The following is a 25,987-nucleotide window of genomic DNA, read 5'->3' as shown; positions in this document are numbered from 1 at the left end:
TACAATGCTTTTAATAATCAAACAACAGGTATATACAAAATCATCATAAACCACTTAATGGTTATTTTCAATCACTTTATAACAGTATAAAATAAACATATAAACTGCATATATTTTGTACATTACAAACGAGGCTATTATGAGTAAAAGTTTTGAGCAACTCGGTTGCAGCAAAATTAATATTGGGCTTGCTATTACAGGCAAGCGTGACGATGGATACCACGACATCGATTCTATATTTCAATCGATTCGCCTTAGTGATTCTATTTATTTCGCTAAGCATCATTCCGTAGTATTTTCTGGTGGCGCTCCCGAATTGCCTGACTACATGCAAAAACTCGTAAGCTATGGAGAAGATAATCTCGCGCTCAAAGCGTTACGCGTCATACAGGCCTATACGGGTTGTAAAGCCGGTGCCGCCATCCACCTATTAAAACGCGTTCCTATTCAAGCGGGTCTTGGTGGCGGTAGTGCAGACGCAGCAGCCATGTTATTAGGTCTCAACCGCTTTTGGGACTTACGGCTCACACAAGAGGAACTTTTAAACATTGGTGCCTCACTAGGATCTGATGTGCCGTTCCTACTACAAGGTGGTACAGCTCGCGGAACTGGTCGTGGCGAAGTGTTAACCTATAGCCAATCGCCAGAAGCACATTGGCTATTACTAGTAAAGCCAAAGGTATCTATTTCTACAGCGGTTGCTTATGGTCGCTTCAACGGTAAATCTAATGCCACCACCAAAACAATCGATACCGTTCTGAACCATCTTCAGAATAATGATTTACAATCTGCTTTCACTAGTAGCGCTAATACTTTCGAAGAATTATTATTCCCAGATCACGAAGAACTAGGAATATGTAAGGAGTTTTTCACTAGCCGTGGTTACCCAACCATCATGACAGGAAGCGGTCCTACGATGGTAGTATTACTTAACAAACCTATGGAAGCCTTACAATTACAAGAAGAGATTAAAGCAGCTGGTCATGATTGGCTGTCACTCATTACTAAAACATGTACACAGGAGGACTTAGTATGACAAAACGGTTACAACCTATACGACTCGATGCGTATAAACCACTAAGAGAAGTGGTAAGTGAAACATTGCGTCAAGCCATCCAAGATGGGGTGTTAAAACCTGGGGAGCGCCTCATGGAAATTCCCCTTGCCGAAGAGTTAGGTGTAAGTCGTACCCCCATTCGTGAAGCCATACGTAAACTTGAACTAGAAGGCTTTGTCGTTATGGTTCCTCGTCGCGGTACCTACGTTGCCAACATATCTTTAAAGGATATTACGCAAGTATTTGAAATCCGTTCTGCCCTGGAAGAACTTGCGGCAGGCCTTGCAGCAGAACGCATTACAGAAGAGGAAATCGAAACGCTGGAGAGAATGCTTGTAGAAATCGGCGATCATATGGAAAACAAAAATATGGAATCCGTTGTGGCTGCGGACGTAGAATTCCACGAAGTCCTCTACCGCGCATCTCGTAATGAAAGATTGGCGGATATTGTTCACAATTTGCGAGAACAAACCTACCGCTTCCGTAGTTTTTCTATGAACCAACCAGGTCGTCTTAGAAAAACTTGGGAGGAACATCGTCAATTAGTGGAAGCCATCGCCTCTCACAATGCCGCACAAGCTCGTAAACTAGCTCGAATTCACATGGAACATTCTGAACAAACCTTGTTGCAAGGAATGGAAGAGTCACAAGAATTTACTAAGGCATAAAAAACATCCTACAAAATACTATATAAAGCAAAATCCTTCCTATTTGTGAAGGATTTTTGTTTTACATAGTCTATAGAAATTGATACAATATCATTGATTATTATGAAATATGGATTTTTTTATAGGAAAGGGAGTTTTTATGGAAGCAATGCTTAATGATGCTATATCTACCATAAACGGCTATTTATGGAGTTATTTCATCATTTTTATTCTTATCGGCGCAGGCCTCTTCTTTACGATGACAACGAATTTTGTACAAATTCGCATGATTAAAGAAATGATTCGCCTCGTAATTAACGGCGCAGGTAGCTCTACAGAAAAGAACCATGTATCCTCATTTCAAGCATTCTGTGTTAGTACCGCATCTCGTGTAGGTGTTGGTAACATCGCAGGTATAGCTATTGCCGTTGTACTTGGTGGCCCTGGTGCTATTTTCTGGATGTGGGTTATCGCACTCATCGGTGCTGCCACGGGCTTCATCGAATCTACATTAGCACAAATCTACAAAGAACCTGTTGCTAAGGGCGGTTTCTATGGCGGACCAGCTTACTATATTCGGTATGGTCTAAACAACAAGGCATTATCTGTTCTATTTGCTATTTTAATCAGTATTACCTATGGTTGGATTTACAATTCTGTACAAGCCAATACTTTGGCTGCATCTCTCCAGGTATTTAACCTTGATGTGTCCTATACAGGCGCTGTAGTAGCAGTCCTTCTTGGTATTATCATATTCGGTGGTATCAACCGCGTTGCAAAAGCATCTGAAATCATTGTTCCTATCATGGCGATTCTATACATTGCTACTGCATTATTTGTGGTAATTATGAATATCACCCAATTCCCACATGTAATCTATACTATTTTCGCCTCCGCATTTGAGCCTGTTGCAGCAGGTGGTGGCTTATTAGGTGCTACTGTTATGAATGGTATCAAACGGGGGCTCTTCTCTAACGAAGCCGGGGAAGGTTCTGTTCCAAACGCAGCCGCTACGGCAGCTGTTAACCACCCTGTAGAACAAGGTCTTGTACAAGCATTCGGCGTATTCCTTGATACATTCATCATTTGTACAGCTTCTGCTTTCATCGTACTCATCGTGGGTGATTACAGCACTACAGGTCTAACAGGCATTGCTCTTGTACAACATAATCTAGCTCAACAACTTGGTTCTTGGGCGCCTACAGCCGTAGCCATTTTCATCGTTATGTTCTCCTTTAGTTCCTTAATTGGTAACTATTACTACGGTGAAATCAATATCAGCCACTTAACAAATAAACGATTTTATCTACATTTGTTCCGTATTGGCGTAATTCTTATGACATTTATTGGCTCTGTTGCCTCTCTAGATCTTGTATGGAATCTAGCCGATTTATTCATGGCTTTCTTAGTATTAACTAACGTAAGTTCCATCGTACGCATGGGTCGCACAGCAGGTCTTGCGCTTGATGACTATATCAAACAACGCAAGGCAGGTATTGAAACACCTGTATTTAACCGTTCCATCCTAAATCACAAATATGGCATCGTATGGTGGGGCGATGGTCAAACTACAGACTCCTCCGTGCCTCCTACTCCGATTGAAGATACAGTGGAAAAATAAAATATATTTACCTATGAGGCTGGTGAAAGTATCTTTCACCAGTCTTTTTCGTATAATCTTTAAATTCCTATAATCTTTAAATTCGTATAATCTTTAAAATACTTTATTAATACATACAGATGGGTCTATATTCTTTGGAATATAGATTTTTATTTTTTGTAAAAGTATCCATTTTCATAGATAAGACTATCCTCCACCAAGAGATTTTAAAGTGACAGATATCACAGTAACCATCTATATTTTTCCTACTTTTAAAGGTCAAAAACTATAGAATATATTTATAAAAATATAAAGGGTATTCTATTTATAATGTCGAATACTTAAGTATGTGAAAAATTAGCACTAATTAATTTACTCTGTTATCCAGGAGGTAATTATGAGCGGTTATAACCCATATGAAAACATGTTAAACACATTAGACGTAGCAGCTGAAAAGCTCGGCTATACTCGTAGTGAATACGAAGTGTTACGTCACCCAGAACGGGAACTAAAAGTAGCGGTTCCTCTTCAATTAGATAATGGTGAAGTTCGAGTATACGAAGGCTATCGTTGCCAACATTCCACATTACGTGGTAGCGCTAAGGGCGGTCTTCGTTTCCATCCAGATTCCGACGAAAACGAAGTGCGTGCACTTGCGGCATGGATGACTATTAAAAACGCTATCGCTAACATTCCTTATGGCGGCGGTAAAGGGGGCATTAAAGTCGATCCAAAAACTTTAAACCCTCGTGAATTAGAACGCTTAACTCGTAACTTCGTACGCCGTATTGCACCTATCATTGGTGTTAATACTGACGTTCCTGCTCCAGACGTAAATACAAATGCTCAAATCATGAGCTGGATCGCTGACGAATACAGCACATTAAAAGGCGAATGGAGCCCAGGTATCGTTACTGGTAAACCAATCGAAGTTGGCGGTTCCTTAGGCCGTAATGAAGCAACTGGTCGCGGTTGTCTCATCGCATTGCAAAGCTATCTCGCTAAGAAAAACTTAGATATCAAAAACCTTACAGTTGCAGTTCAAGGCTTTGGTAACGTAGGCTCCGTAGGTGCTCGTCTCATTGCACAAGCAGGTGCAAAAGTTGTGGCTATCGGCGACGTAAGCGTTAACATCTACAATCCTAACGGTCTTGATGTTGAAAAAGCATACGAATATGCTAACTCCCATGGTCGTTCCCTCGAAGGTTACAGCGAACCAGGCATGACTACAATTGGACCTCAAGAGTTATTGGCTCAACCAGTTGATGTATTGTACATGGCGGCCCTTGAAAACCAATTAAACAAAGATAACATGGAAAATATCCAAGCTAAGATCATCTTGGAGGGCGCTAATGGCCCTACTACTAATGATGCGGATAAATACTTCTATGAAAAGGGCATCGATATCATTCCTGACGTGCTTGCCAACGGTGGTGGCGTAGTTGTATCCTACTATGAATGGGTACAAAACAAAGCTAGTTTCTACTGGACTGAAGAAGAGGTTAATGAAAGATTAACTAAGAATATGCAAAATAGCTTCGAAGCTGTTTGGGAAATGCAACATAAATATAATGTACCACCTCGTCAAGCAGCGTACATGGTTGCTCTTGAACGACTCGTAGTTGAAACTAAATGGCGTGGCTACAACTGTTAAACTCCTATACCTCCATACATGTTAGCCATGAAAAAGGCGTAAGCTCAATGTGAGCTTACGCCTTTTTATTTACCTAGATACATAATCAAAACATCTCTTGAGATTCAATTATTTACTTAGTTTTATCAATAAAACCACTTATTATTTAAAAGCACCTAACAAAGCAGCCACACTAGGACGGCTCATCAAAGCTTTCACCAATACAGAACCAAGAATCGCTGGAATAGTTTGACCCACGATAAGGTTCAATACTAATGGCCAGTACGGTAGGCCAAGTAATGGGCTGAGCCACAATGGCACACATAGTGCAGGCACAAAGACAATGGGAATCATTGCCCACCAAGCGCTGAGACCAAGCTTGCGCATCCCTACGATGATGCCTGTCGTTACTACACCGACACCAAAGCCCCCTACCATATCGAAGATACCAAGACCGCCGAATAGGAAGTTAGAAATGAGGTTGCCAATCCCCATGGGAATTACCAAGAACGGAAAGGCATAAGCAAGTGCATATAATGATGTTGCTATACGAATTTGATACGCCCCGAAAGAAACGCTTTGCGTTATATACAATACAACGATGTACAATGCCACAACCATGGCAGAAATAGTCAATTTGCGTGTAGAAATCATAACACTCACCTCCTCAAAATAAAAAAAAGCATGGCAAAACTACCATGCTTACAATGCTTATGAATTTCCGTAGTTTTGTTTAGAGACAGGATGGTTTCAAACTGTCTTATTTAGTTGTCGCCTTTAGGCAGTACTAATATATCATATATCTAATATTTTCGCAATTAATTGGGATTAAGGCGGACTTGTAGGATCATCTACGATTATTATCAAGATTGTAAGGTGGGGGTGGTGGCAGATACCTTTTCTCATCGCTCCACTGGCGAACCGGTCATCGGCCGAAGGCCTCAACCTGCCAAAGTCGCTCTTTGAAAAGGTATCTGCCACCACTTCAAATTTAGCAACTCTACTTATACCCTAATACTAGTGACGTACAAGTCCGCCTTAAATCACATATACATGCTACTCTATTAGAGTATATGCAAAGTAGCCGCCTAAAAGGCGACTACTTGTCTAAGCCAGTTTATGGGAATTACAATGCTGGGTCTTCGACTCCGTTTGCGTGAAAGGCTTTGGCTCTGTCGATGCAGGTACCGCAGTGTCCGCATGGTTTGTCTCCGCCTTCGTAGCAGGACCAGGTTAAGTGGTATGGTACGCCGAGGCGTAGACCTTCTTTTACGATGTCAGCTTTGTTGGAGTTAATGAAGGGTGCTTCTAAGGAGCATTCTTTACCGGATCCTTCAAAGATGGCGTCACCCATGGATTTGTAAAAGTATTCCGTACAGTCAGGGTATGCATTGCCCGCCGCATCATCACTATGAGCACCATAATAGATATAGCCACAATCTAAGGATAACGCCAAAGATGCTGCGGCGGATAGGAATAAACCATTTCTAAACGGTACATAAGTGCTTACTATCCCTTTGCCTTCTATATCTTGTTGTTCTTTGTAGGAACCTTGCGGAATATCTTCACTAGATTGTGCTAATAAGGAGCAGTTACTAAAGGCAAATAACTTAGTAACATCCATCGTTTTACCTTCCATGCCATAGTACTCTAAAATAGCTATAGCAGCCTCTAATTCTTTACTATGTTTTTGACCATATTGAATCGATAAAGGCACCACATTATCTTTGCCAAATCGTTCAATGGCAAGGGCCAAACAAGTAGTACTATCTACGCCACCACTAAAAAGAACTACGGCCTTTTGTTTTTGAGCCATATTATCTCCTTTTCTATCACAACAGCCTCATCCGTAGATGAGGCTGTGCTTTTACATTCACTGAAATTTTATAAATCAATAACCAATTCTACTGGACAGTGATCAGAGCCAAAGATTTGTTGATGAATCTTCGCTTCTTGGATTTTATCATCAAGGCGTTTAGATGTGATGAAATAGTCAATTCTCCATCCTGTATTCCGTTCACGAGCTTTCCCCATATAGGACCACCAGCTGTATTGCTCAATAGCATCTGGATAAAGGTGACGGAATGTATCTGTAAAACCTGCCCCTAAGAGTTCTGTCATCTTTGCACGTTCTTCATCGGAGAAGCCCGCATTTTTACGGTTTGTCTTAGGATTTTTTAGGTCGATTTCTTGATGTGCTACATTGAGATCACCACATAGAATGACAGGCTTTTTCTTATCTAATTCAAGTAGATAATTACGGAATGCATCTTCCCAAGTCATGCGATAATCAAGGCGAGCTAATTCACGTTGGCTATTCGGTGTATAACAGCATACCAAATAGAAATTATCGTATTCAGCAGTGATAACACGACCCTCTTGATCGTGTTCTTCAATACCGATGCCATTAGTTACGGACAATGGCTTAATACGCGTGAATACAGCCGTGCCACTATAGCCTTTCTTAACTGCACTATTCCAATATTGCTCATACCCTGGCAACTCCAAAGAAATTTGATCGGGTTGCAATTTTGTTTCTTGCAGGCAGAAAATATCTGCATCTAATTCATTAAAGGATTCCATGAATCCCTTTGTTACAGCGGCGCGGAGGCCGTTTACATTCCAAGAAATTAATTTCAATTCTTACTCCTTTATAATACTTCGCATCAATCTAATACTATTCACCGTATTTAACTTGGTGAAAGTCTCTTTCACATAGAATATACATCAAGTTTTTGCTTACCGTAAGCTAATTTAAGGATTATATGTTAGCAATACTACTGCTTTTTATGTTTTTTAGCATGTCTTGCTTCGGCACGAGCCTTGCGGGCATTTTCATTTGCTTTAAGATCGCTTTCACGTTTCTCACGGAAATAGTTAGCCACCGCCGACAAGATAAGAATCACTAATACGGTTACATTAAACATACCCGGTCCGAAGGTATAGATGTGATAACACAAATAACCAAAGGCAACGACTGTTAGTAATTGTTTTAATAGATTCATTCGCCCTCCTAAGTTAGTTTAATGTTTCTACACCTGTACTAAGCGGGAAGCCTTCATACGTTACCCAGTCACTAGAACTACCAACATATAAAGCAGATTCAAGCCCTACTTCACTCATGGTTAACAACGCATTGCACGCAGTCACACCAGACCCACAGTACGTTACAACTGGCCTATTTTGGTAGATTTCGTTGTAATACTCAGCCTCTAAATCTTTCAAGGATTTAGGACCATCTACGGTATAACCACTTTCATAAAAATGATTAACAGCCCCAGGAATATGTCCTGTCATACCATCCATCGTATCCACTTGAGATCCATCATAACGGAATGGCGCACGAGCATCAATAATAACATGATCTCCGCTTTCACTAGCCTTGAGTACCTCATCACGACTCATAACCATATCCGTTTGCAACTCATAGTTAAAGATAGATGGTTTAGCAGGTAACGGCGTCGGCTCTTTGGTTAAGAGATGGCCCTCTCGAACCCAACGTTCAATACCACCAGACAAAACACGTACATCTGTTAAGCCCATGTAACGTAACGTCCACCAAAGACGACCCGCTAAAAATAGCCACGAATCATATACTACAACCTTTGAGTTACGAGTGATGCCATAAGACTCAAAGGTATGAGCTAACTGTTCCATATCTGGCAATGGATGACGACCACCATGCTCGCCTAAAGGACCAGTCAAATCCTTGTCTAAATCTACCGCATAAGCCCCCTTAATATGGCCTTTTTTATAATCTTGATACCCTCTAGCATCTAAAATGATGACCTCATCGAGACAAGCTAATAATTCTTTAGGAGTGATAAAATTTGACATATTGTACTCCTTTCTTTGATTATATCGAAAAATACAAATCTTTTAATATTATTATATACGACTACAACAGGATATACAATTTATTTTGGTATAGTAAAAGTTATTTATTCTTGCGATGTAACAACTAGAGTAAACATAAAAAGCCCCTATCTTAGATAGGGACTTTTAGGTAATTCAATGTTAAGCTTATAAACGTCTATACATTTCATCTACCGCATCAATATCAGCAGGTAACCAATCTACAGAATATAAGGTTTCTTTAGATAGCCATTTAGCAGCTTCATGTTCTACTAAGGTAATATTAGAATCATTTTTCAACGAACATAAATAACAGTGCATTGTTAAATCAAATTTTTCATAACCGGTATATTCGATAGTAATAATATGCTCTTGAATATTAATATCAGCTTCTAGTTCTTCTTTGATTTCTCTAATAAGAGCTACTTCATGGGGTTCACCAGGTTCAATTTTGCCACCCGGAAATTCCCAACCATCTTTTAAATCACCATATCCACGCTGAGTTGCTAATATGGTATTATCCTTTTTTATAATAGCTGCTACAACTTCAATTTGTTTTCGTTGTTCACTCATAAATATCCTTATCCATTAACAATATAATCATAAATATCATCCCGTACAGGTACTTCGAGTACATATTCTAACTCTACCGCCGCAGTACCATTAACCATAGAAATTTCTTTAGCATTTTCCTGACCAGTAGAATGAATCGGTCCCAAATAATAAAACTCTTTAGACTCTTCATCATCCTTGTTTTTTCTCACAAACAAATGCATAGCAACACCTAGTTCATCAGCATTAAATGCGGTTTGTACATCATCAGAGGCAAAGGTTCTCTTATTTTTAGAAATAGCTTTTAGTAATCCTGGATTCTCAAATCTATCCTCGTATTTAATGGTATCTTGAATATCATCTGCTTTATGATAATTAATAAAAACGGGATATGTCTTTGTTTCTTTATGGAATTTATAACCCCCAATGTTGAGAGGAACTTCGTTTTGAGGCCACTCTAATAATTGGCAAACCTGTTCATACGTATATTTTTCATATAATGCAAATGGTGTATTACCATAAATATTGTCTTTGTACTTCTCATTGAACTGCTTCAATCCATAAGCAATAAGCTCTTGAACTTGTTCCTTAAAATTATTATCCTCTAAAGCCTGTTTAAAGATTCGAGATATACCATAGCTACCATTGGAAAATTCAATAAATTCACTATCGGCAAATGTCTTTTGTGCTACTTGAACACCAAATTGATTTGTCATCATATTGATGAGATTAACACGTCCATATTCCGATAGGTCTACATTATAACTATCAAATAGCTCTTCGGAAACATAATTAATCACATCATCACAACCATCTAGTAATGCTTGCAACAATAGAAGCTCTCTTACACGTATACCGATCGTTAATTTCTGAGATATAAAATGTAGCATTCTCTCCTGAACCGGTGTAAAGGATATATCATAGTCCTTATCCTTAACCTTTATCAAGAAATGATGATATGACTTAAATTTATTGAAAATTCTACTAATATCAATCGAAGCATGATCAGCAAAATCAGAAATTTTAGGAATACGACCTAATTTGAAGCGTAAATTAAAATAAGCTTCTTTAATTAATTTCATATCGGAAAATCTTGCCGTATCAATAGATTCATAAATGCGTTGTTTTGCAATTTTATCAAAATGTACAGTTGATGTACCTGGAATAATACGATTGCCAGCTTGTACATAACGACGCAATGTATCTTTGTTATAGCTTCTATCACCAGATAAGGCTAATGGAATCATAAAATTATTTGTATAATTTCCAATGAAATCCAAGATAACTACATATTCTTTATCTTCAAATTTACGAAGACCACGTCCAAGTTGTTGAATAAAGATTATAGGGCTTTCAGTTTGACGTAGCATAATAACTTGATTAATTTCTGGAATATCAACACCTTCATTGAAGATATCTACGGTAAAGATATAGTCTAGCTGTTCATCAATACGACCTTGGTACTCTCCTGTGCCAGTTAATCGAGCAATTGCTTTCTCCCTAATTTCTTGACTGTCTTCACCAGTTAAACATATCGTACGATAAATACCACGCTCATTAAAAGCATTAGACAGCTCTTTTGCCTCAACTCGATTACTACAAAATACTAAGCCCTTAACACGACTACCACTATGACCAAAATAGCGAATCTTTTCTACAATTTTATCTACCCGCTCTTTTGTAGACAAGTTTGAAAAGGATACCTCCAAATCAGAAATATCTTCTTGAGTATCTACCCATAAATCACTAATACCAAAATAATGAAATGGACATAATAAATCTTCTTCTAAAGCCTGTTGTAATCGAATTTCGTAAATAATATTATGGTCAAACAATTCATATAAATCATAACCATCTGTACGTTCCGGGCTAGCTGTCATTCCCAATAAAAATTGAGGATCAAAGTAATCAATGATGCGTTGGTAACTATCTGAACCTGCACGATGCACTTCGTCAATAATAATACAGTCAAATTCCATTGGATCATACTGTTTCATTACATCATTACGGCCCATCATTTGCATCGTAGAGAATACATGAGTCGCATTATAGTATTTAGCATTCCCAGAAACCAAACCAAATGTAATGGATGGATCATTATAAATCCGCTCAAAGCTGGCAATCGCTTGTTTTGCAATTTGCTCCCGATGTACTAAAAATAATATTCTTTTAGGCTTCATTTCTCTCATAGCAAAAGCCGCCGCATAGGTTTTGCCGGTACCCGTAGCAGAAATCAAAAGGCCTCTTTTAGCATTATTAGCCCTTAGTTCATTGAAGTTAGCAATAAACTGTTGTTGCATACTATTAGGTTCCAGTTGAAGCAAATCTATTTTTCTAAATTGCTCTGCTACAGTCCTTTGTGAAGTTCGCTCTGGACGCACCCATCTTGGTTTATACCAAGGAATAAAATCTTCATAAAGAATAGAAAATTTTGAATTCCAATACAAGTCAAATTCTTCCGTGATTTCTCTAGCATAGGTATCACTGCAATGAGCTTCAGATCGAGTATTCCATTCACGATTTTTCTTTAATGCATTAATAGTTAAATTAGAACTACCAACTATAATCTGATAAGATTCATCTTTTCTAAAAATGTAGCCTTTTGTATGAAATCCATGACCACTACCTTGTGTAGTGCAATACACTTTTAACTCAATATTATTTAAATTTCCTAAATCTTCCAAAACTTGTGGACTATTAAAACCAAGATAATCCGTCGTTAACACACGTCCTCGGACGCCACGTTCTTCTAACTCTTTAAGAATTGGTTTTAATGTTAATAAGCCTTCTGGAGTAATAAATGCTACCGATATTAAAAACTCATCACAATTGCGTAATCCATCTTCAATAGCAGATAATACATTACGCCCTTCCCCATTAGCAATAAGTTCCGAAGATGTAGCAAAATTGATTAAATGATTCGATTCTGACATAACGAACTCCCCATATAATGAATACTATACTTGCTATTATACCAGCCGCAGCTGCAACGTCTAGAGAGTATATAGTTTTACTTTTAAAAGTATATTTTTATAACAGCTTACAGCCTCATTCATCGTTTAATCGCTAATTATAAATATAAATACATGTCCAAATCTAACATTTTCATCTATTCCTTATAATTATCATATCTATACGTCTTTTTTGCCACGTAAAGTTGTGATATAATGTAAATAATTACTCTTAGGACATTAGTCTGTCCAAATGGATCCAAAAGAGTTAGTGTGTTTTCAAGGAGCGTGCGCAGTTGAAAAAGGGGTACATCAAGTTAATAGCAGCCATTGTGCTTGGTGCTGCTATTATCGGTGGTGGGATCTATGGGGTGTATACACTCTTATCATCCAATACAACGACAATTTTATATCGATCAACCGTTGACGATAAAATCAACGCCATACGACCTTATATTGTTGCATTAGATGCATATAACTCATACAGTGTAGCCTATGCTAGCCAATTACAGCCAACTCTTGAAGAGTTGCGCAATGGGTCTCATAATACGACGATTACCTTACCTAAATATAAGGAACTTAAAGCTGCATTAGAGGTAGCAAAACAAGATAGTTCTACGCCCTACGAAGATGTAAACCAAGCAACAAATGATGTCCTCGTAGTACTTGATCAAATTATTCCTATTGCTGATCAGTTGCAATCTTACTATGTGGAACGTCGTTATGAAAAGGATAATTATAAAGGTAGCGATGAGCTAGCAGCTCAATATGTACCTTTAGCAGAACAGTTCTACGCTACATATAATGCATTAGACTTAGCTTTAGATAATCGTAATAATGAGCTTTATAACGAACGCATGACTGAGTATCAGGGAGAAAAACGGGAAAATGCGGTTAACTTTATAGAGATAAATCTCATAACAGCACAAACTATTGACCTTATTGATCCAGATGGGAATACAGACACCCAAAAGGTAGAATCAAACTTACAACAAATTACACAACGCCTCAATAAATTACAACCTGGTACTACACCAGAAGTACAAAATGCGGTAAGAGAGTATCAAGACTCAGTAAAAGAATTTGTTGCAGAGGCACGCAACTACATTATTATCAACTCATCTTATGGCGAAGCTTATACGCAATTATTTATCAAGTATAATAAAATGATTGGCAAGGCCAATGCAGTTAACATGGCAGACTTAGATGTAACAGAAAAAAAATAATATTTAGATAACACAAAGGACTAGCCCATGCGAGCTAGTCCTTTTATTTTTATGTAAGCAACAAACTTTATTTCTTTTTCAAATCTTTTGTAATGATGTAATATTCAGACGGTGTTATCTTGATACCATCAATATGTTTATTACCTACAATATTAATTTTAGGATACCCAAGGAATAATGCTACAGCGTTATCTAACATCAGTTGTTGCGCATTGATAACCGCATTACGACGCACCACTGGGTCGCTACTGCTTTCACCAAGAGCCAACAATTCATCGAAACGAGGATTAGAGAAGCCAGACCCATTAGTTTCAACGCCTGTACCCCAATATTGTTTCAAGAACCATACTGGTTGACCCGTATTAGCGGTTACAACACTGGAGATAATCATATCATAATCACCAGATTGAGATAATGTGTCGATAACCGCATAATCTACGATTTTAATTCGTAAATCTACACCGATTTTTTTGTAGTCCGCTTGCAATGCTTCCGCATATAATGGCAATTCAGGACGAGTTGTGTAGGCATAAAAATCAAGTACGAGGTTTTCACCATCTTTATCGACAATGCCATCACCATTCGTATCTTCATAGCCTTCCCGTTTAAGTAATTCTTTAGCGCGCTCTACATTATATTTATTAGGATCGCGTAATTGGTTAAAGCCATAATCGATGGATGGTGGCAATGGAGCCTTACCAGCTACGAACGTATCTTTCATGAGATTTTTCGCATAAGACTCGCGGTCTGCCGCTGCAATGAGGGCTGCACGAAGATTTGGATTTCGTAGTTTCCCCTTTTGCCCCATACGAACAAATACATCACGCAAGGAAGACATTTCATAGATAGTGAAGTTCTTATCATTTTGGAAGATACTATATTCACCAGGTCCAATGCTAATAGCCATATCTACATCACCAGATTGTAATGCCATAGCACGCGTATTCGCATCATTAATGGAAGGAATCTCAACCTTGGCAAAGCCTGCTTTACCATCCCAGTAATTATCATTACGTTTTAGTTCAGCACGCTCTTTTGTGAAAGAGGATACTACATATGGACCAGTACCAATAGGACCTTCCTTTGCAATATCACGACCATTCGCCTCTGCTGTCACATCCATAATCAAAAACAATGGATCTCCTAACAAGTTGGGCAAGTTATAATATTCCTTGTCAGTCTTGATGGTCAACTCCTGACCGTTAGCAGTAATTTCTGTATAGTTAAAGAACGTTTTTGCTCGTTTACTTTTAGCAAAAGTTCGTTCTAAAGATGCTTTTACCGCCTCAGCTGTCAAACTATTACCATTTGAGAATTTAACTTTATCATTGATGGTGAAAGTCCATGTTAACTTGTCATCACCTTGCTTCCAAGAGGTGGCAAGCCAAGGCGTTGCTTTCATTTGATCATCAAACTTGATAAGCGTTTCACCTATACCAAATCGTACAACGGCCCAACTAAAATAATTTTCCGTTGGTTCTAATGTGCCAGCAAAACTAATAGCCCCTACCTTTAATACATCATTAGATGAAGCAGAATCTTGATTCATACAACCAACAGTTCCGAGCATAGTCACACCAAGGGTCATACCAATTAGTAAAGCCTTGCGTAATCCTTTCATTTATACACCTAACCTTTCTACACACATTAACTATCTATTTATACTCAGATACTCACTATTTTTTGCATTAACATAATCTAGTAAATATAACCTGCTTTTACAATAGTTAATATAAAGAGAATCTATGTACATCACTTCATATGAGCATATCTTGTTATACCCATAGGGGTATATTTTATACAGTCAACTATACTATATATTAGGTGTTAACACAATGTATAATTTGAGAAACATTTCAATATATCTATTAAAAAATTTCATATCTTAACTATGCATAAAAATAGCAGTTAGTCTTGAAACTAACTGCTATTTTAAGTTTACCTATCCGATGTAACTCTCTACATTTCAAATTTATACTTTTGAAATTTTGAAAGTAAATTTTCCTATTAAGCTTCTAATGCAGCCTCATCCAAGGTAAGCGGCTTATGATCTTGACCAATTTCAAAGATAGAGCTCAATAAAACCTTTGTATATGGATGTTTTGCATCCGCCAAGTGGAAAGCATCTAGTTCTTCAACGATAGCACCTTTGTACATTACGACCACCTTGTGGCACATCGTACGAATAAAGGCAATATCATGAGCAATAAATAGGTATGTTAAATTTTTCTTTTTTTGTAAACGCGCCAAAAGGTACGCAATGGAGTCTTGTACAGATACATCTAGGGCACTAGTAGCCTCGTCTAACACGAGGATTTCGGGCTCTAAAACGATAGCACGAGCAATGGCAACACGTTGGCGTTGACCACCAGACATTTCATGAGGATAGCGATGCATAAACTCGCGAGGTAAATCTACCATTTCCAGGTAGTCACCTGCGATTTGCTCTTCTTTTCCCTTTTCAAGAAGACCAAAATTATAAAGTGGCTCAAGAATGATATCTTTAACCTTCATACGTGGGTTAAAAGCTGCAGATGGATCTTGGAATACCATTTGAATCTTTTTACGATATTCTTTCGTTTGTTCAGAATTCATATGTTGAATCTCTACACCATCTACATAAATCTCGCCTTCCGTAATAGGAAGCATTTTCATGATCATACGAACCAATGTTGTTTTCCCAGAGCCAGATTCCCCTACAATCCCAAGGGACTGACCTTTTTCGAGAGTTATATTAATATCCTTACATGCTTCGAGTTCACCACCAGTGGGAAGTGGGAATCGTTTACATACATTTTTTAATTCTACTGCGTAGTTAGTCAATGTAACGACCTCCTCCCAATGTTGGTACAGCCTCTTTTAATTGTTTCGTATATTCATTAGATGGATTTTCCAAAATGTCTTTAGGAGTACCTGCATCTACGACACGGCCCTTTTTCATAACGATAATGTAGTCTGACATATACGCCGCTACACCAAGATTATGGGTTACCATTACGATTGCGGAGTTATGCTCTTTAGCTAGTTCAAGCATTTGCATAACCACTTGAGATTGTGTTGTTACATCGAGTGCAGATGTCGGTTCGTCACCGATGAGTAATGCTGGGTCCAATGCTAACGCCATAGCAATACCAACACGTTGACGTTGACCACCAGATAATTCGTGTGGATAACGGCGCAATATATCCGCTCCATTAGGAAGAGATACAGATTCTAATAACTCAATTGCTCGTCGATCACATTCATCATTAGTGATTTCAATATGAGATGTAAACAATTCTCTAAATTGTTTACCAATGCGAACAATTGGATCTAATGCACTACCACTATCTTGGAAAATCATAGCCATATCTTTACCACGTATGGCTCTCCATTCTGACTTAGATAGGGTACGAAGGTTGTGACCGTTAAAGATCATTGTACCGTCTGTAACCTCACCACCTACAGATAATAAACCCATGAGGGCCCGGATTACAGTAGTTTTACCGGATCCGGACTCACCTACAATGGTTAATACCTTACCGCGTTCCAAGGTAAAGTTCACATCCATAACAGCAGGCACACCTTGGTACGCAATGTTAAGGTTTTCTACAGTTAGTATGTTTTCTGCCATTATAGCTCCTCACTATTTTGTAATTTTGTTAGTAATCCAGTAGTAATCACTTGGGTACATTACAGCACCTTTCAAGTAAGAACCTGTAACGATATTAGTTTTAGGATAGCCTAAGAATAATGCAGCACCATCATTCATCAACAATTGTTGAATTTGCATTGCGTAATCACGACGTTTTGCTGGGTCGAATTCAGTTTCAGCTGCATCTAACAATTGGTCAACTTGTGGATTGGAGTAACCAGAACCATTTTGAGGGTTGGAGCCATTGTTGTTAGTGTGCCAATAGTTAGCCAAGAACCAGATTGGATCACCTGTATTAGCTGTTACAATGTTGGAGATAAGCATATCATAGTCGCCGTCTTGACCCATTTTATCGATCAAGTTATAGTCAACTGTTTTGATTTTCATATCGATGCCAACCTTTTTAAGGTCTGCTTGAACAGCTTCTGCATAAAGTGGTAATTCTGCACGAGAGTTATATACTATGAAGTTGAATGTTAATGGTTTGCCATCTTTATCAAGGATCCCATCGCCATCAGTATCTTTCCAACCATCTTCAGCCAACAATTGTTTAGAACGTTCAGGATTATACGCATTAGGATCTTTCAAATCGTTGAAGCCATAGTCCATGGATGGTGGAATTGGAGCAGAACCAGGAATAAATGTACCTTTTAACAATACATCAGCATAGTTTTTACGGTCTGTTGCAGAGATAACTGCAGCACGAACTTTGTCATCCCCAAGAATACCTTTTTGATTAATACGGGCCAATACGACACGAAGAGATGCGATTTCATCTACTTTGAATTTATCATTGCCTTGGAATAAACCAATTTCACCAGGACCGATGTTAACAGCCATATCTACGTCGCCAGATTGTAAGCTCAAAGCACGCGTATTAGGGTCATCGATGGAAGGAATTTCTACAGTTTTAAATGGTACTGTACCATCCCAGTAGTTTTCGTTCGCAGCCATTTCAGCACGTTCTTTAGTGAAGGATTTAACTACATATGGGCCTGTACCGATAGGACCTTCCTTCGCAAAGTTACGGCCATCTTTTTCAGCTTGAACGTCAACGATTAGGAACAACGGATCCGCTAAAAGGCCAGGCATATTAGGATATTCTTTTGTTGTATGAATAACTAATTGTTGACCATTAGCTTCCATAGAGTCATATTCGAAGAATGTTTTCGCACGATTAGACTTTGCAAAAGCACGTTCAATAGACGCCTTTACAGCTGCTGCATCAACTTTTTTACCATTGGAGAATTTCACCTTATCATTGATTGTGAAAGTCCACGTTTTATGATCTGGGGATACTTCCCATTTAGATGCAATCCATGGTTGAGGTTTCATTTGTTCGTCAAACTTAGCCAATGTTTCACCTACACCATAGCGCATTACAACCCATGCGAAGAAGTTTTCTGTAGGTTCTAATGTGGATGCGAAGTTAGTAACGCCTACTTTTAATACATCTTTGTTAGCAGCACCATTATTATCAGACCCACAACCAGCTATGAAGGAACCCATCATTACAATACTAAGACCTGCTAAAAGGGCCTTTTTCCAAGATTTTTTCATGTAAAATCTCCTTGTACAATTACATACAAAACATAAAAACATTTAAACATCAAGACTATGATAATCCAAAATAGTCAGTGATGGAAAAACCATTATTTATACCTATTCACATAGAAGCTTTTACAAGAGAAATTACCACCAAAAGCTTTCAAAACATGAATAGATATACTATATTATCCTTGGTTTTTAGGATCCACTACATCACGTAAGGAATCGGACCAAAGATTAAAAATAGCAACCACGATAAGGATGGACATACCAGGGAATGCCATGAGCCATGGACTCGTTTGCAAGTACTGGCGACCCTCGTTAAGCATAAGACCCCATTCTGGAGTCGGTGGCTGAGCACCAAAGCCAAGGAAGGATAAACCTGCTACCTCAATCATGATAGCCCCGATATCTAATGCACCTGTTGTAATAACGAGAGGCATAATATTAGGAATGATATGACGTCTGATGATGGCCGTCGTAGATGCGCCCATCATAACAGCAGCCGTTACATATTCCTCACCGCGCACCTTGAGCGTCATAGAACGTACAATACGAGCATATTTTGCCCAACCTACAACAGATAAGGCTAAAATCGTATTTACAATGCTACCACCTAGAATACCAGCAATAGCAATAGCCAATACGATACCAGGGAATGATAACATAATATCAGCTAGGCGCATGAGGACCATTTCGACTTTGCCGCCAAAATATCCTGCTATAGCACCGATGATAGTACCAATGCTCACCATGATAACGACGATGGATACGCCCATGAACAAGGATAATTGAGTACCATAAATGATACGAGATAATACATCACGTCCTAATTTATCTGTACCAAACCAATGTTGGCTGCTTGGTGCTTGCAATGCCTGATTTATATTTGAGGTGAAAGCATCGCCCGGTGCAAGCCAGGGTGCAAAGATAGCGATGAGAACAATGATAATCATCAACCCACTATAGAAAGAGAACAATTTATGTTTTTGAATAAATTCTGCCATTATGCTCTCTCCCTTTTCAATCTAGGGTCTAATAAGATATATGATGCATCAACCAATGCGTTAATACACATATATGCTAAAGCAACCCACAACACAAAACCTTCAATCAATGGATAATCGCGCATAGTAATAGCATAAATTGCCATATTCCCAAGTCCCGGCCAAGAGAATACCATTTCTACGACTGCCACACCACCTAGTAACCAACCAATAACAACACCAAGAATAGTGATGAGTGGTAACACCGCATTAGGTAAAATATGACCGAATAAAATTTTTATCTCACTAACACCGCGAGCACGAGCGCCAATAACATAATCCTTTTGCATTTCCTCAAGGATAACGAGCCGCACTTGACGCATGTATTTAGACCCAACAACAACTGCCAAAGTAATAGCGGGCAAAATAACACCAGACGCAGTCACTCGAGAGGATGCAATCGGTACAAGGCCCAATTTAAGACCGAAGATGTAAATCAGTACAAGACCTAACCAGAACGTAGGCATAGATACGCCTACGAAGGATAGAAATCTCAACACATAATCAACCCATTTGTTACGATTTAAGGCGCTTATAATACCTGCAGGCAATGCATAGAGCAGCGTAAATACTAAAGCCGTACCCGCTAACATTAATGTACCTGGTAAAGCCTCCAACATACGATCTACTACTGGTTTTTTAGCAGAATAACTCATCCCTAAATCACCTTGTGCGGCATTGACGACCCAGTTTGCATACTGTACTACAAATGGTTTATCTAACCCAAGCTGAGCTCGAGTTTCATCGATAAGCTCCTGAGATACGATAGTATCTGCCGTTTCAAGTAACATCGTTACTGGGTCACCTGGTGCTAAATAGGTGAGACAAAATGTCAAAAATGTGATGCCAAACAAGGTAACAATAAATTGCCCCAATTGTTTGACAAAGCGTTTGCCCATAGGCGCCTCCTAAACTCTCTAAACACTAACAACAATTCAAATGACAAACTAATGGTACTAGCTTTTTTATATAGCGATGAAGCTTAAAGGCTAGGGAACGAAAAAAGGTTAGTCGCCCGACTAACCCAAATTAAGCACAGCATATGTATACCATGCCTTTAGAGCAGGCTTTCTGACTCTGATTCATCGCAACATTTCGGCCTTCCCAGTTTCCCAGTGACCCTATAATGAAACCTTGCTCCTCATTACAGCTATTTGCATAGTATGGGTTTTTCACCCATTTTCCTCTTTTACGCTCGGTAAATACCGACACTCACTAGTTCATTCATTTTTATCGATTATAAATATACTATATTAACACTCTATTTACAATACATATACCCCTTATGGGTATATATATTTCACGTATTTTCAATATAATTTTTATACTGATAAAAAATATTGATTAGTGATTAAATTCACAATCCTGCATAAAACCATATAAATTAACTTATATAAATAATTTTTTATTATATTTACTGTATAAGACGGTATATATATTAATTTTAATAATAACAAAGCAACGTAAAAACTTTATTATAAAATCTTTTTATGCACAGCAAAAATTTGATTAATAATAAAAATGCTCTTTAAGTTTTTTCAAATTAGACACTCATGAATTATAAGTCTAATTTATAATTATCATAAAAAAGAGGCTATTACCGAAGTAATAGCCTCTAATAAGACGAGATGTATTCAGTTAATCAATACTTTGTTGTAAGCGGTGTGCTCTGCGTGTATCCCACGCTTTACGCAAAACATAAATCACCAAACCTATGCTTACTGCCACTGCGCTACCTACCATAGCATCAAAACCACATGCGTAGATTGCATATAGACAATAAAGAACGCCTATACCGAACAAGTAATTAGAGCGTTTAATACGACTTTCAGCTACGCCAGCCATACGCATCATTGTAGGTACTGCCAAAATGCACAATACATACGGTACTACGTTAGTTACAACCGCTAAGTTTACTAAGATTTCAAATTGCTCACGCAAGGATTCGCTTGCAGTGAATAAAGTAAGTAATGTTTCAACAGCGAGTAAAATCAATACACCACGAACAGGAGCATCTTTGCTATTTACACGAGCGAATATTTTAGGGAAGTAACCATGTTCTGCTGCACTTTTGAAGACGCGAGACAATGTGAATTGCCAGCAAAGCAAAGCGCCAAAGCAAGAAATAACCATAGCAGCCATAACGATGTTTGCAATTGTATCATTGAACATGTATACGAATGTCAAACCGAATGGTGCATTAGAATTTAATAAATCAACGTTAGGCACAATACCTGCCATAACGTTTGTGGACAAGATATAAACCACGGCCACTGCTAATGTACCCGCCACAGTTGCGATAGGTACGTTTTTCTTTGGATTCTCAACAGCATCAGCATTAGCCGCTGCGGACTCAAATCCTAGGAAGCCCCATAAAGTTAGGGAAATAGATTGTTTTACCGCATCATAAAGCGGAAGATCATTTGGGTTCCATGCCGCCCAATAAATAGATGGATCAAACCAATACCAGCCGATTGTACCGATTAATAAAACCGGAACAATAGAGCCCCAAATAGTCATATTGCTGAGTCGACCTGTGAAACGATTCCCTCTGAAGTTTAGAATCGCTGCAAACCACAAGAGCACAATTGTTACCTGACTTGTTTGTGTCGCATTGAGGTCAACGCCAAAGAAAGCTGCGCCATAACCTACGGCAGATACCGCGATGGCGATATTAGCAATGATGAGAGATATGCTGTAAGCATAGCTCGCCATAAAATGTCCAGTTTTACCGAAGCGATGTTCTGCATAACCGCCCATGCCCCCTTGTTTTTGGGAGAACATACCCGCTTGAGCAAAAATATACGCTAGTAAAAGCGCACCCACAGCTGTCACGAGCCAAGATAAAACTGAAATAGTACCAACTTGAGCCAAATTAGTTGGTAACATAATGATCCCAGCTCCTAGCATATTGGCTGCTACCATTGTGGTTAGCTGGAATACAGACATTTTTTTAGCGGTGGTTTTCATGTATCAATCCCCTTTCACTAAGGTGAATTTTTTCTCGTCCATAATTCACTTAAAATATATATACCGCTAAGTAAATCCAGTTCGTGCTGTGATGGGCTTGAATGTGAATTTACCGTTTTTATTCTTATTACGAGTTAAATAATAACACCTATGAAACCAAAATAAAAGTACTTTATTGGCGGACAAGCTATATTACACGAATTGAATAAATCATAGGTAATTTATCATCAAAATTGAACAGAACTCATTTTAATTGTGGCAAAGTATATTTTTACCCTATTTTATTCTGTGTATAGATGTAATTTTTCCTATCTATCACGGTTATAGTGTCCTAGTACAAGACTATTATTTCCTCACAGTCCACTATATGTGTACACACAAATGCATCATTTTAATAGTGAATTATCAATTAGAATTTTGGGATTTATAGGTATCGTCTAGCTTTTAAATAAAAAATCGATATACATATAAGTATAATAGGCAATATTAGTCCCTTAATGAAATCCTTATATGTATATCGATCTTATTTTTTCAGATTTTATTGATAACTATTCTTTATTTTTATCTACTGCTTATTCCGCACTAAGCTCTACTCTTGTACAGATTCAACGATTGCTTTCCATTCAGCAATTTGTTTTTCCTCAGCAACGATAATAGCTTTACCATTATTGCGTTGTCGCTCCACACATTCTGGCGCCGTACCAGAATAGTTATTACGACCTGCAACACAAGCTTCAATGGAAATGGCATCAAGAATATCCGCATCAAAGTGATGAGAGATTGCTTTGAAGTCCTCTATCGATAAATCAAGAAGTACACAACCTTTTTCGATGCAATGATGCACCGCATTACCTACGATTTCATGGGCTTCACGGAATGGGACACCTTTCTTCGCAAGATAATCTGCCATATCCGTAGCATTAGAGAAGTCGTCATCAAGGACTGCTTTCATATGAGCCCCATTGACCTTCATACCACGAATCATAGCCGCATTAATGGACAATGCGAAGTGTACTGTATCAATAGCATCGAAGATACCTTCTTTATCCTCTTGCATATCCTTGTTGTATGTAAGAGGCAAGCCTTTCAAAGTTGTTAAAAGGCCTAACAAATGACCATAGGTACGGCCTGTTTTACCACGAACCAGCTCGCAAACGTCAGGATTTTTCTTTTGCGGCATAATACTAGAGCCCGTGCAGTGAGCATCATCAAGTTCAATAAAATTGAACTCATTGGTAGACCACAAGATCAACTCTTCGCTAAGACGACTCAAATGCATCATTACTAGAGATGCAAAGGACAAGAATTCAACTACGTAGTCACGGTCAGATACGGCGTCCATACTATTTTCGTAAATACGAGAAAAGCCCAAAAGCTTTTGCGTATATGTTTGATCAATGCCGTATGTAGAACCAGCTAATGCGCCGGCCCCAAGTGGCATGATGTCAGCATGTTTGAATACCATCAACAAACGATCAAAATCACGTTCCAACATAGAGAAATAGGCCATCATATGATGCCCAAACAATACAGGTTGAGCCCGTTGTAAATGCGTATAGCCAGGCATGATAACATCACTATACTTTTCAGCTGTTTCGATGAGAGCCTTCTGCATATCTACGATGAGTTCACCCATTTCCACAACAGCTTTACGCACGTACATGTGCAAGTCTACTGCACATTGGTCATTACGGCTGCGGCCTGTATGCAAACGACCACCAGCTTCACCGATATCATCAGTAAGGCGTTTTTCAATATTCATATGAATATCTTCAAGAGCCACGGAGAACGGAAACTCTCCTTTATCAATCTGATTTTTAATCTTCGTTAAACCTACTAAAATAGCATCTCGATCTGCGTCGGAGATAATATGTTGTTTTGCCAGCATAGTCGCATGAGCCTTGCTGCCTGCAATATCTTCGGCGTACATCCGCGCATCAAAAGCGATAGAGGATGTAAAATCCTCTACCGCTTTATCAGTGCCTTTTGTGAAACGCCCGCCCCACAATTTAGCCATTATTTACCTGCTTTCTCTTTCATCAATGCATTAATTTTGAGAGGTAAACCGAACAAGTTGATGAAACCTTCTGCATCAGATTGATCGTATACATCATCTTCTTCGAATGTTACGAAATCTTCGCTGTACAAAGAATATGGAGAAGTACTACCTGCAGAAATGATATTTCCTTTGTACAATTTAAGTTTTACTTCACCTGTTACAGTTTTTTGAGTTTCGTCAACAAACGCTTGTAACGCGTTCATCAATGGTGCGAACCACATGCCATCATATACGAGTTCAGCGTATTTGTTAGCAATGAGTTCTTTGTAGTGGTATGTAGCTCTGTCGAGGCATAGGTATTCAAGTTCTCTATGAGCATACATGATGATAGAGCCACCTGGGTTTTCATAAACGCCACGGGATTTCATGCCTACCAATCTATTTTCGACGATATCTACAACGCCTACACCATAGTGTGCACCGATTTCGTTGAGTTTTTCTAATATTTGTAATGGAGTACCTTCTTGACCATCTACAGCTACAGGTACACCTTCTTTGAAGGATACAGTTACATAACCAGCTTCATCTGGAGCTTGTTCAGGTGTATGTGTTACCAAGTACACATCATCTTTAGGTGCATTTGCTGGATTTTCAAGATCGCCGCCTTCATGGGACAAATGCCATACGTTTTGGTCCATAGAATATGGATGAGATTTTGTAGCTACAACTGGAATATCGTGTTTAGCAGCATATTCCATACAGTCTGTTCTAGATTTCAAATCCCATTCTCTCCAAGGAGCGATGATTTTCATGTTAGGAGCTAATGCTTTGATAGTCAACTCAAAACGAACTTGGTCATTACCTTTACCAGTCGCACCATGAGCGATTGCATCAGCGCCTTCTTTTTTTGCAATATCTACAAGAATTTTACCAATTAAAGGTCTCGCGAAGGATGTACCTAATAAATATTTACCTTCATAAATTGCACCAGCTTTTACAGTAGGCCATACATAATCTTTTACAAACTCTTCCTTAGCGTCAACGATGTACGCTTTAGATGCGCCAGATTTGATCGCTTTTTTCTCAACTGCATCATAATCCTCAGGTTGGCCCAAGTCTACACACACTGCAATAACTTCAGCGCCATAATTTTCTTTCAGCCAAGGAATGATAACAGAAGTATCTAAGCCACCAGAATATGCGAGTACTACTTTATTTGCTTTACCCATGATAACACCTCATAAACCACTATCTATTTAGACTCATATA

The 25,987-nt window shown here is 38.6% G+C and carries 21 protein-coding genes and 1 riboswitch; of the genes, 5 read left to right on the top strand and 16 right to left on the bottom strand.

Annotation, left to right across the window (positions count from 1 at the left end; all coding sequences use genetic code 11):
* Nucleotides 1-139 precede the first annotated feature (139 nt).
* The 4 genes from ispE to E6X37_RS08145 all read left to right on the top strand — a co-directional run bounded on the left by ispE (nucleotide 140) and on the right by E6X37_RS08145 (nucleotide 4,958).
* A complete protein-coding gene (ispE, locus tag E6X37_RS08160; RefSeq protein ID WP_316689738.1) occupies nucleotides 140-1,036 on the top strand; it encodes a 4-(cytidine 5'-diphospho)-2-C-methyl-D-erythritol kinase in 897 nt (298 codons plus the stop codon).
* Nucleotides 1,033-1,725: a GntR family transcriptional regulator gene (locus E6X37_RS08155; protein WP_004697535.1), complete on the top strand. Its 693-nt coding sequence runs from the start codon at nucleotides 1,033-1,035 to the stop codon at nucleotides 1,723-1,725. The genes ispE and E6X37_RS08155 overlap by 4 nt, the downstream gene beginning before the upstream one ends.
* A gap of 139 nt (nucleotides 1,726-1,864) precedes the next feature.
* The gene (locus E6X37_RS08150; protein ID WP_316584165.1) at nucleotides 1,865-3,325 is read left to right on the top strand and encodes an alanine/glycine:cation symporter family protein; all 1,461 of its coding nucleotides are present in this window, start codon (nucleotides 1,865-1,867) and stop codon (nucleotides 3,323-3,325) included.
* Between the two features lie 376 nt (nucleotides 3,326-3,701).
* On the top strand, nucleotides 3,702-4,958 hold the full coding sequence (locus tag E6X37_RS08145; RefSeq protein ID WP_008602423.1) for a Glu/Leu/Phe/Val family dehydrogenase: 1,257 nt from the start codon (nucleotides 3,702-3,704) through the stop codon (nucleotides 4,956-4,958).
* Between the two features lie 141 nt (nucleotides 4,959-5,099).
* Here E6X37_RS08145 and E6X37_RS08140 read toward each other — a convergent pair whose 3' ends face one another.
* The 7 genes from E6X37_RS08140 to E6X37_RS08110 all read right to left on the bottom strand — a co-directional run bounded on the left by E6X37_RS08140 (nucleotide 5,100) and on the right by E6X37_RS08110 (nucleotide 12,277).
* Complete coding sequence (locus tag E6X37_RS08140) at nucleotides 5,100-5,591, bottom strand: QueT transporter family protein (RefSeq protein ID WP_316581636.1); 492 nt, start codon at nucleotides 5,589-5,591, stop codon at nucleotides 5,100-5,102.
* A 472-nt stretch (nucleotides 5,592-6,063) separates the two neighbouring features.
* On the bottom strand, nucleotides 6,064-6,753 hold the full coding sequence (gene queC / locus E6X37_RS08135) for a 7-cyano-7-deazaguanine synthase QueC (RefSeq protein WP_101928472.1): 690 nt from the start codon (nucleotides 6,751-6,753) through the stop codon (nucleotides 6,064-6,066).
* A gap of 68 nt (nucleotides 6,754-6,821) precedes the next feature.
* Complete coding sequence (locus E6X37_RS08130; protein ID WP_004695049.1) at nucleotides 6,822-7,577, bottom strand: exodeoxyribonuclease III; 756 nt, start codon at nucleotides 7,575-7,577, stop codon at nucleotides 6,822-6,824.
* Between the two features lie 137 nt (nucleotides 7,578-7,714).
* Entirely contained in the window at nucleotides 7,715-7,942 is a 228-nt protein-coding gene (locus E6X37_RS08125) for a hypothetical protein (RefSeq protein ID WP_004695048.1), read from the bottom strand.
* 13 nt (nucleotides 7,943-7,955) lie between these two features.
* A complete protein-coding gene (locus tag E6X37_RS08120; RefSeq protein WP_316689737.1) occupies nucleotides 7,956-8,774 on the bottom strand; it encodes a sulfurtransferase in 819 nt (272 codons plus the stop codon).
* Nucleotides 8,775-8,960: 186 nt separating this feature from the next.
* Nucleotides 8,961-9,365 (bottom strand): (deoxy)nucleoside triphosphate pyrophosphohydrolase, encoded by a 405-nt coding sequence (locus tag E6X37_RS08115; RefSeq protein ID WP_288581859.1) that lies wholly within the window; start codon nucleotides 9,363-9,365, stop codon nucleotides 8,961-8,963.
* Nucleotides 9,366-9,373: 8 nt separating this feature from the next.
* Nucleotides 9,374-12,277, bottom strand: coding sequence for a DEAD/DEAH box helicase (locus tag E6X37_RS08110; RefSeq protein ID WP_316689736.1), 2,904 nt, complete (start codon nucleotides 12,275-12,277; stop codon nucleotides 9,374-9,376).
* A gap of 314 nt (nucleotides 12,278-12,591) precedes the next feature.
* Between E6X37_RS08110 and E6X37_RS08105 the strand changes: the two genes are divergently transcribed.
* The gene (locus E6X37_RS08105) at nucleotides 12,592-13,521 is read left to right on the top strand and encodes a DUF3829 domain-containing protein (protein ID WP_187002388.1); all 930 of its coding nucleotides are present in this window, start codon (nucleotides 12,592-12,594) and stop codon (nucleotides 13,519-13,521) included.
* Nucleotides 13,522-13,588: 67 nt separating this feature from the next.
* On the opposite strand, the gene E6X37_RS08100 is transcribed toward E6X37_RS08105, so the two are convergent.
* The 9 genes from E6X37_RS08100 to E6X37_RS08060 form a co-directional block, all read right to left on the bottom strand.
* Nucleotides 13,589-15,142, bottom strand: coding sequence for an ABC transporter substrate-binding protein (locus E6X37_RS08100; RefSeq protein WP_215675770.1), 1,554 nt, complete (start codon nucleotides 15,140-15,142; stop codon nucleotides 13,589-13,591).
* 386 nt (nucleotides 15,143-15,528) lie between these two features.
* Nucleotides 15,529-16,344 (bottom strand): ABC transporter ATP-binding protein, encoded by an 816-nt coding sequence (locus tag E6X37_RS08095; protein WP_101928478.1) that lies wholly within the window; start codon nucleotides 16,342-16,344, stop codon nucleotides 15,529-15,531.
* Nucleotides 16,337-17,134 (bottom strand): ABC transporter ATP-binding protein, encoded by a 798-nt coding sequence (locus E6X37_RS08090; RefSeq protein ID WP_187002389.1) that lies wholly within the window; start codon nucleotides 17,132-17,134, stop codon nucleotides 16,337-16,339. The genes E6X37_RS08095 and E6X37_RS08090 overlap by 8 nt, the downstream gene beginning before the upstream one ends.
* 12 nt (nucleotides 17,135-17,146) lie before the next feature.
* Nucleotides 17,147-18,715 carry an ABC transporter substrate-binding protein gene (locus E6X37_RS08085; protein WP_004697531.1) on the bottom strand — a complete coding sequence of 523 codons (1,569 nt, stop codon included), beginning with the start codon at nucleotides 18,713-18,715 and terminating at the stop codon, nucleotides 17,147-17,149.
* A gap of 173 nt (nucleotides 18,716-18,888) precedes the next feature.
* On the bottom strand, nucleotides 18,889-19,710 hold the full coding sequence (nikC, locus tag E6X37_RS08080; RefSeq protein ID WP_021148552.1) for a nickel transporter permease: 822 nt from the start codon (nucleotides 19,708-19,710) through the stop codon (nucleotides 18,889-18,891).
* Nucleotides 19,710-20,648, bottom strand: coding sequence for a nickel ABC transporter permease (gene nikB / locus E6X37_RS08075; protein ID WP_004697516.1), 939 nt, complete (start codon nucleotides 20,646-20,648; stop codon nucleotides 19,710-19,712). Before nikB ends, nikC begins: the two co-directional genes overlap by 1 nt.
* A gap of 145 nt (nucleotides 20,649-20,793) precedes the next feature.
* Nucleotides 20,794-20,981: riboswitch (cobalamin riboswitch) on the bottom strand.
* 406 nt (nucleotides 20,982-21,387) lie between these two features.
* Nucleotides 21,388-22,719, bottom strand: coding sequence for a putrescine-ornithine antiporter (potE, locus tag E6X37_RS08070; protein ID WP_004697529.1), 1,332 nt, complete (start codon nucleotides 22,717-22,719; stop codon nucleotides 21,388-21,390).
* A 589-nt stretch (nucleotides 22,720-23,308) separates the two neighbouring features.
* On the bottom strand, nucleotides 23,309-24,736 hold the full coding sequence (gene argH / locus E6X37_RS08065) for an argininosuccinate lyase (RefSeq protein WP_156697273.1): 1,428 nt from the start codon (nucleotides 24,734-24,736) through the stop codon (nucleotides 23,309-23,311).
* Nucleotides 24,736-25,947 (bottom strand): argininosuccinate synthase, encoded by a 1,212-nt coding sequence (locus tag E6X37_RS08060; protein ID WP_004697508.1) that lies wholly within the window; start codon nucleotides 25,945-25,947, stop codon nucleotides 24,736-24,738. The genes argH and E6X37_RS08060 overlap by 1 nt, the downstream gene beginning before the upstream one ends.
* Between the last annotated feature and the right edge of the window lie 40 nt (nucleotides 25,948-25,987).

The sequence above is a fragment of the Veillonella parvula genome, from assembly GCF_032550495.1.
Taxonomy (GTDB): domain Bacteria; phylum Bacillota; class Negativicutes; order Veillonellales; family Veillonellaceae; genus Veillonella; species Veillonella parvula_G.
The sequence above is the reverse complement of the archived record's forward strand: the minus strand, read 5'-3'. Positions and strand labels throughout refer to the sequence as shown.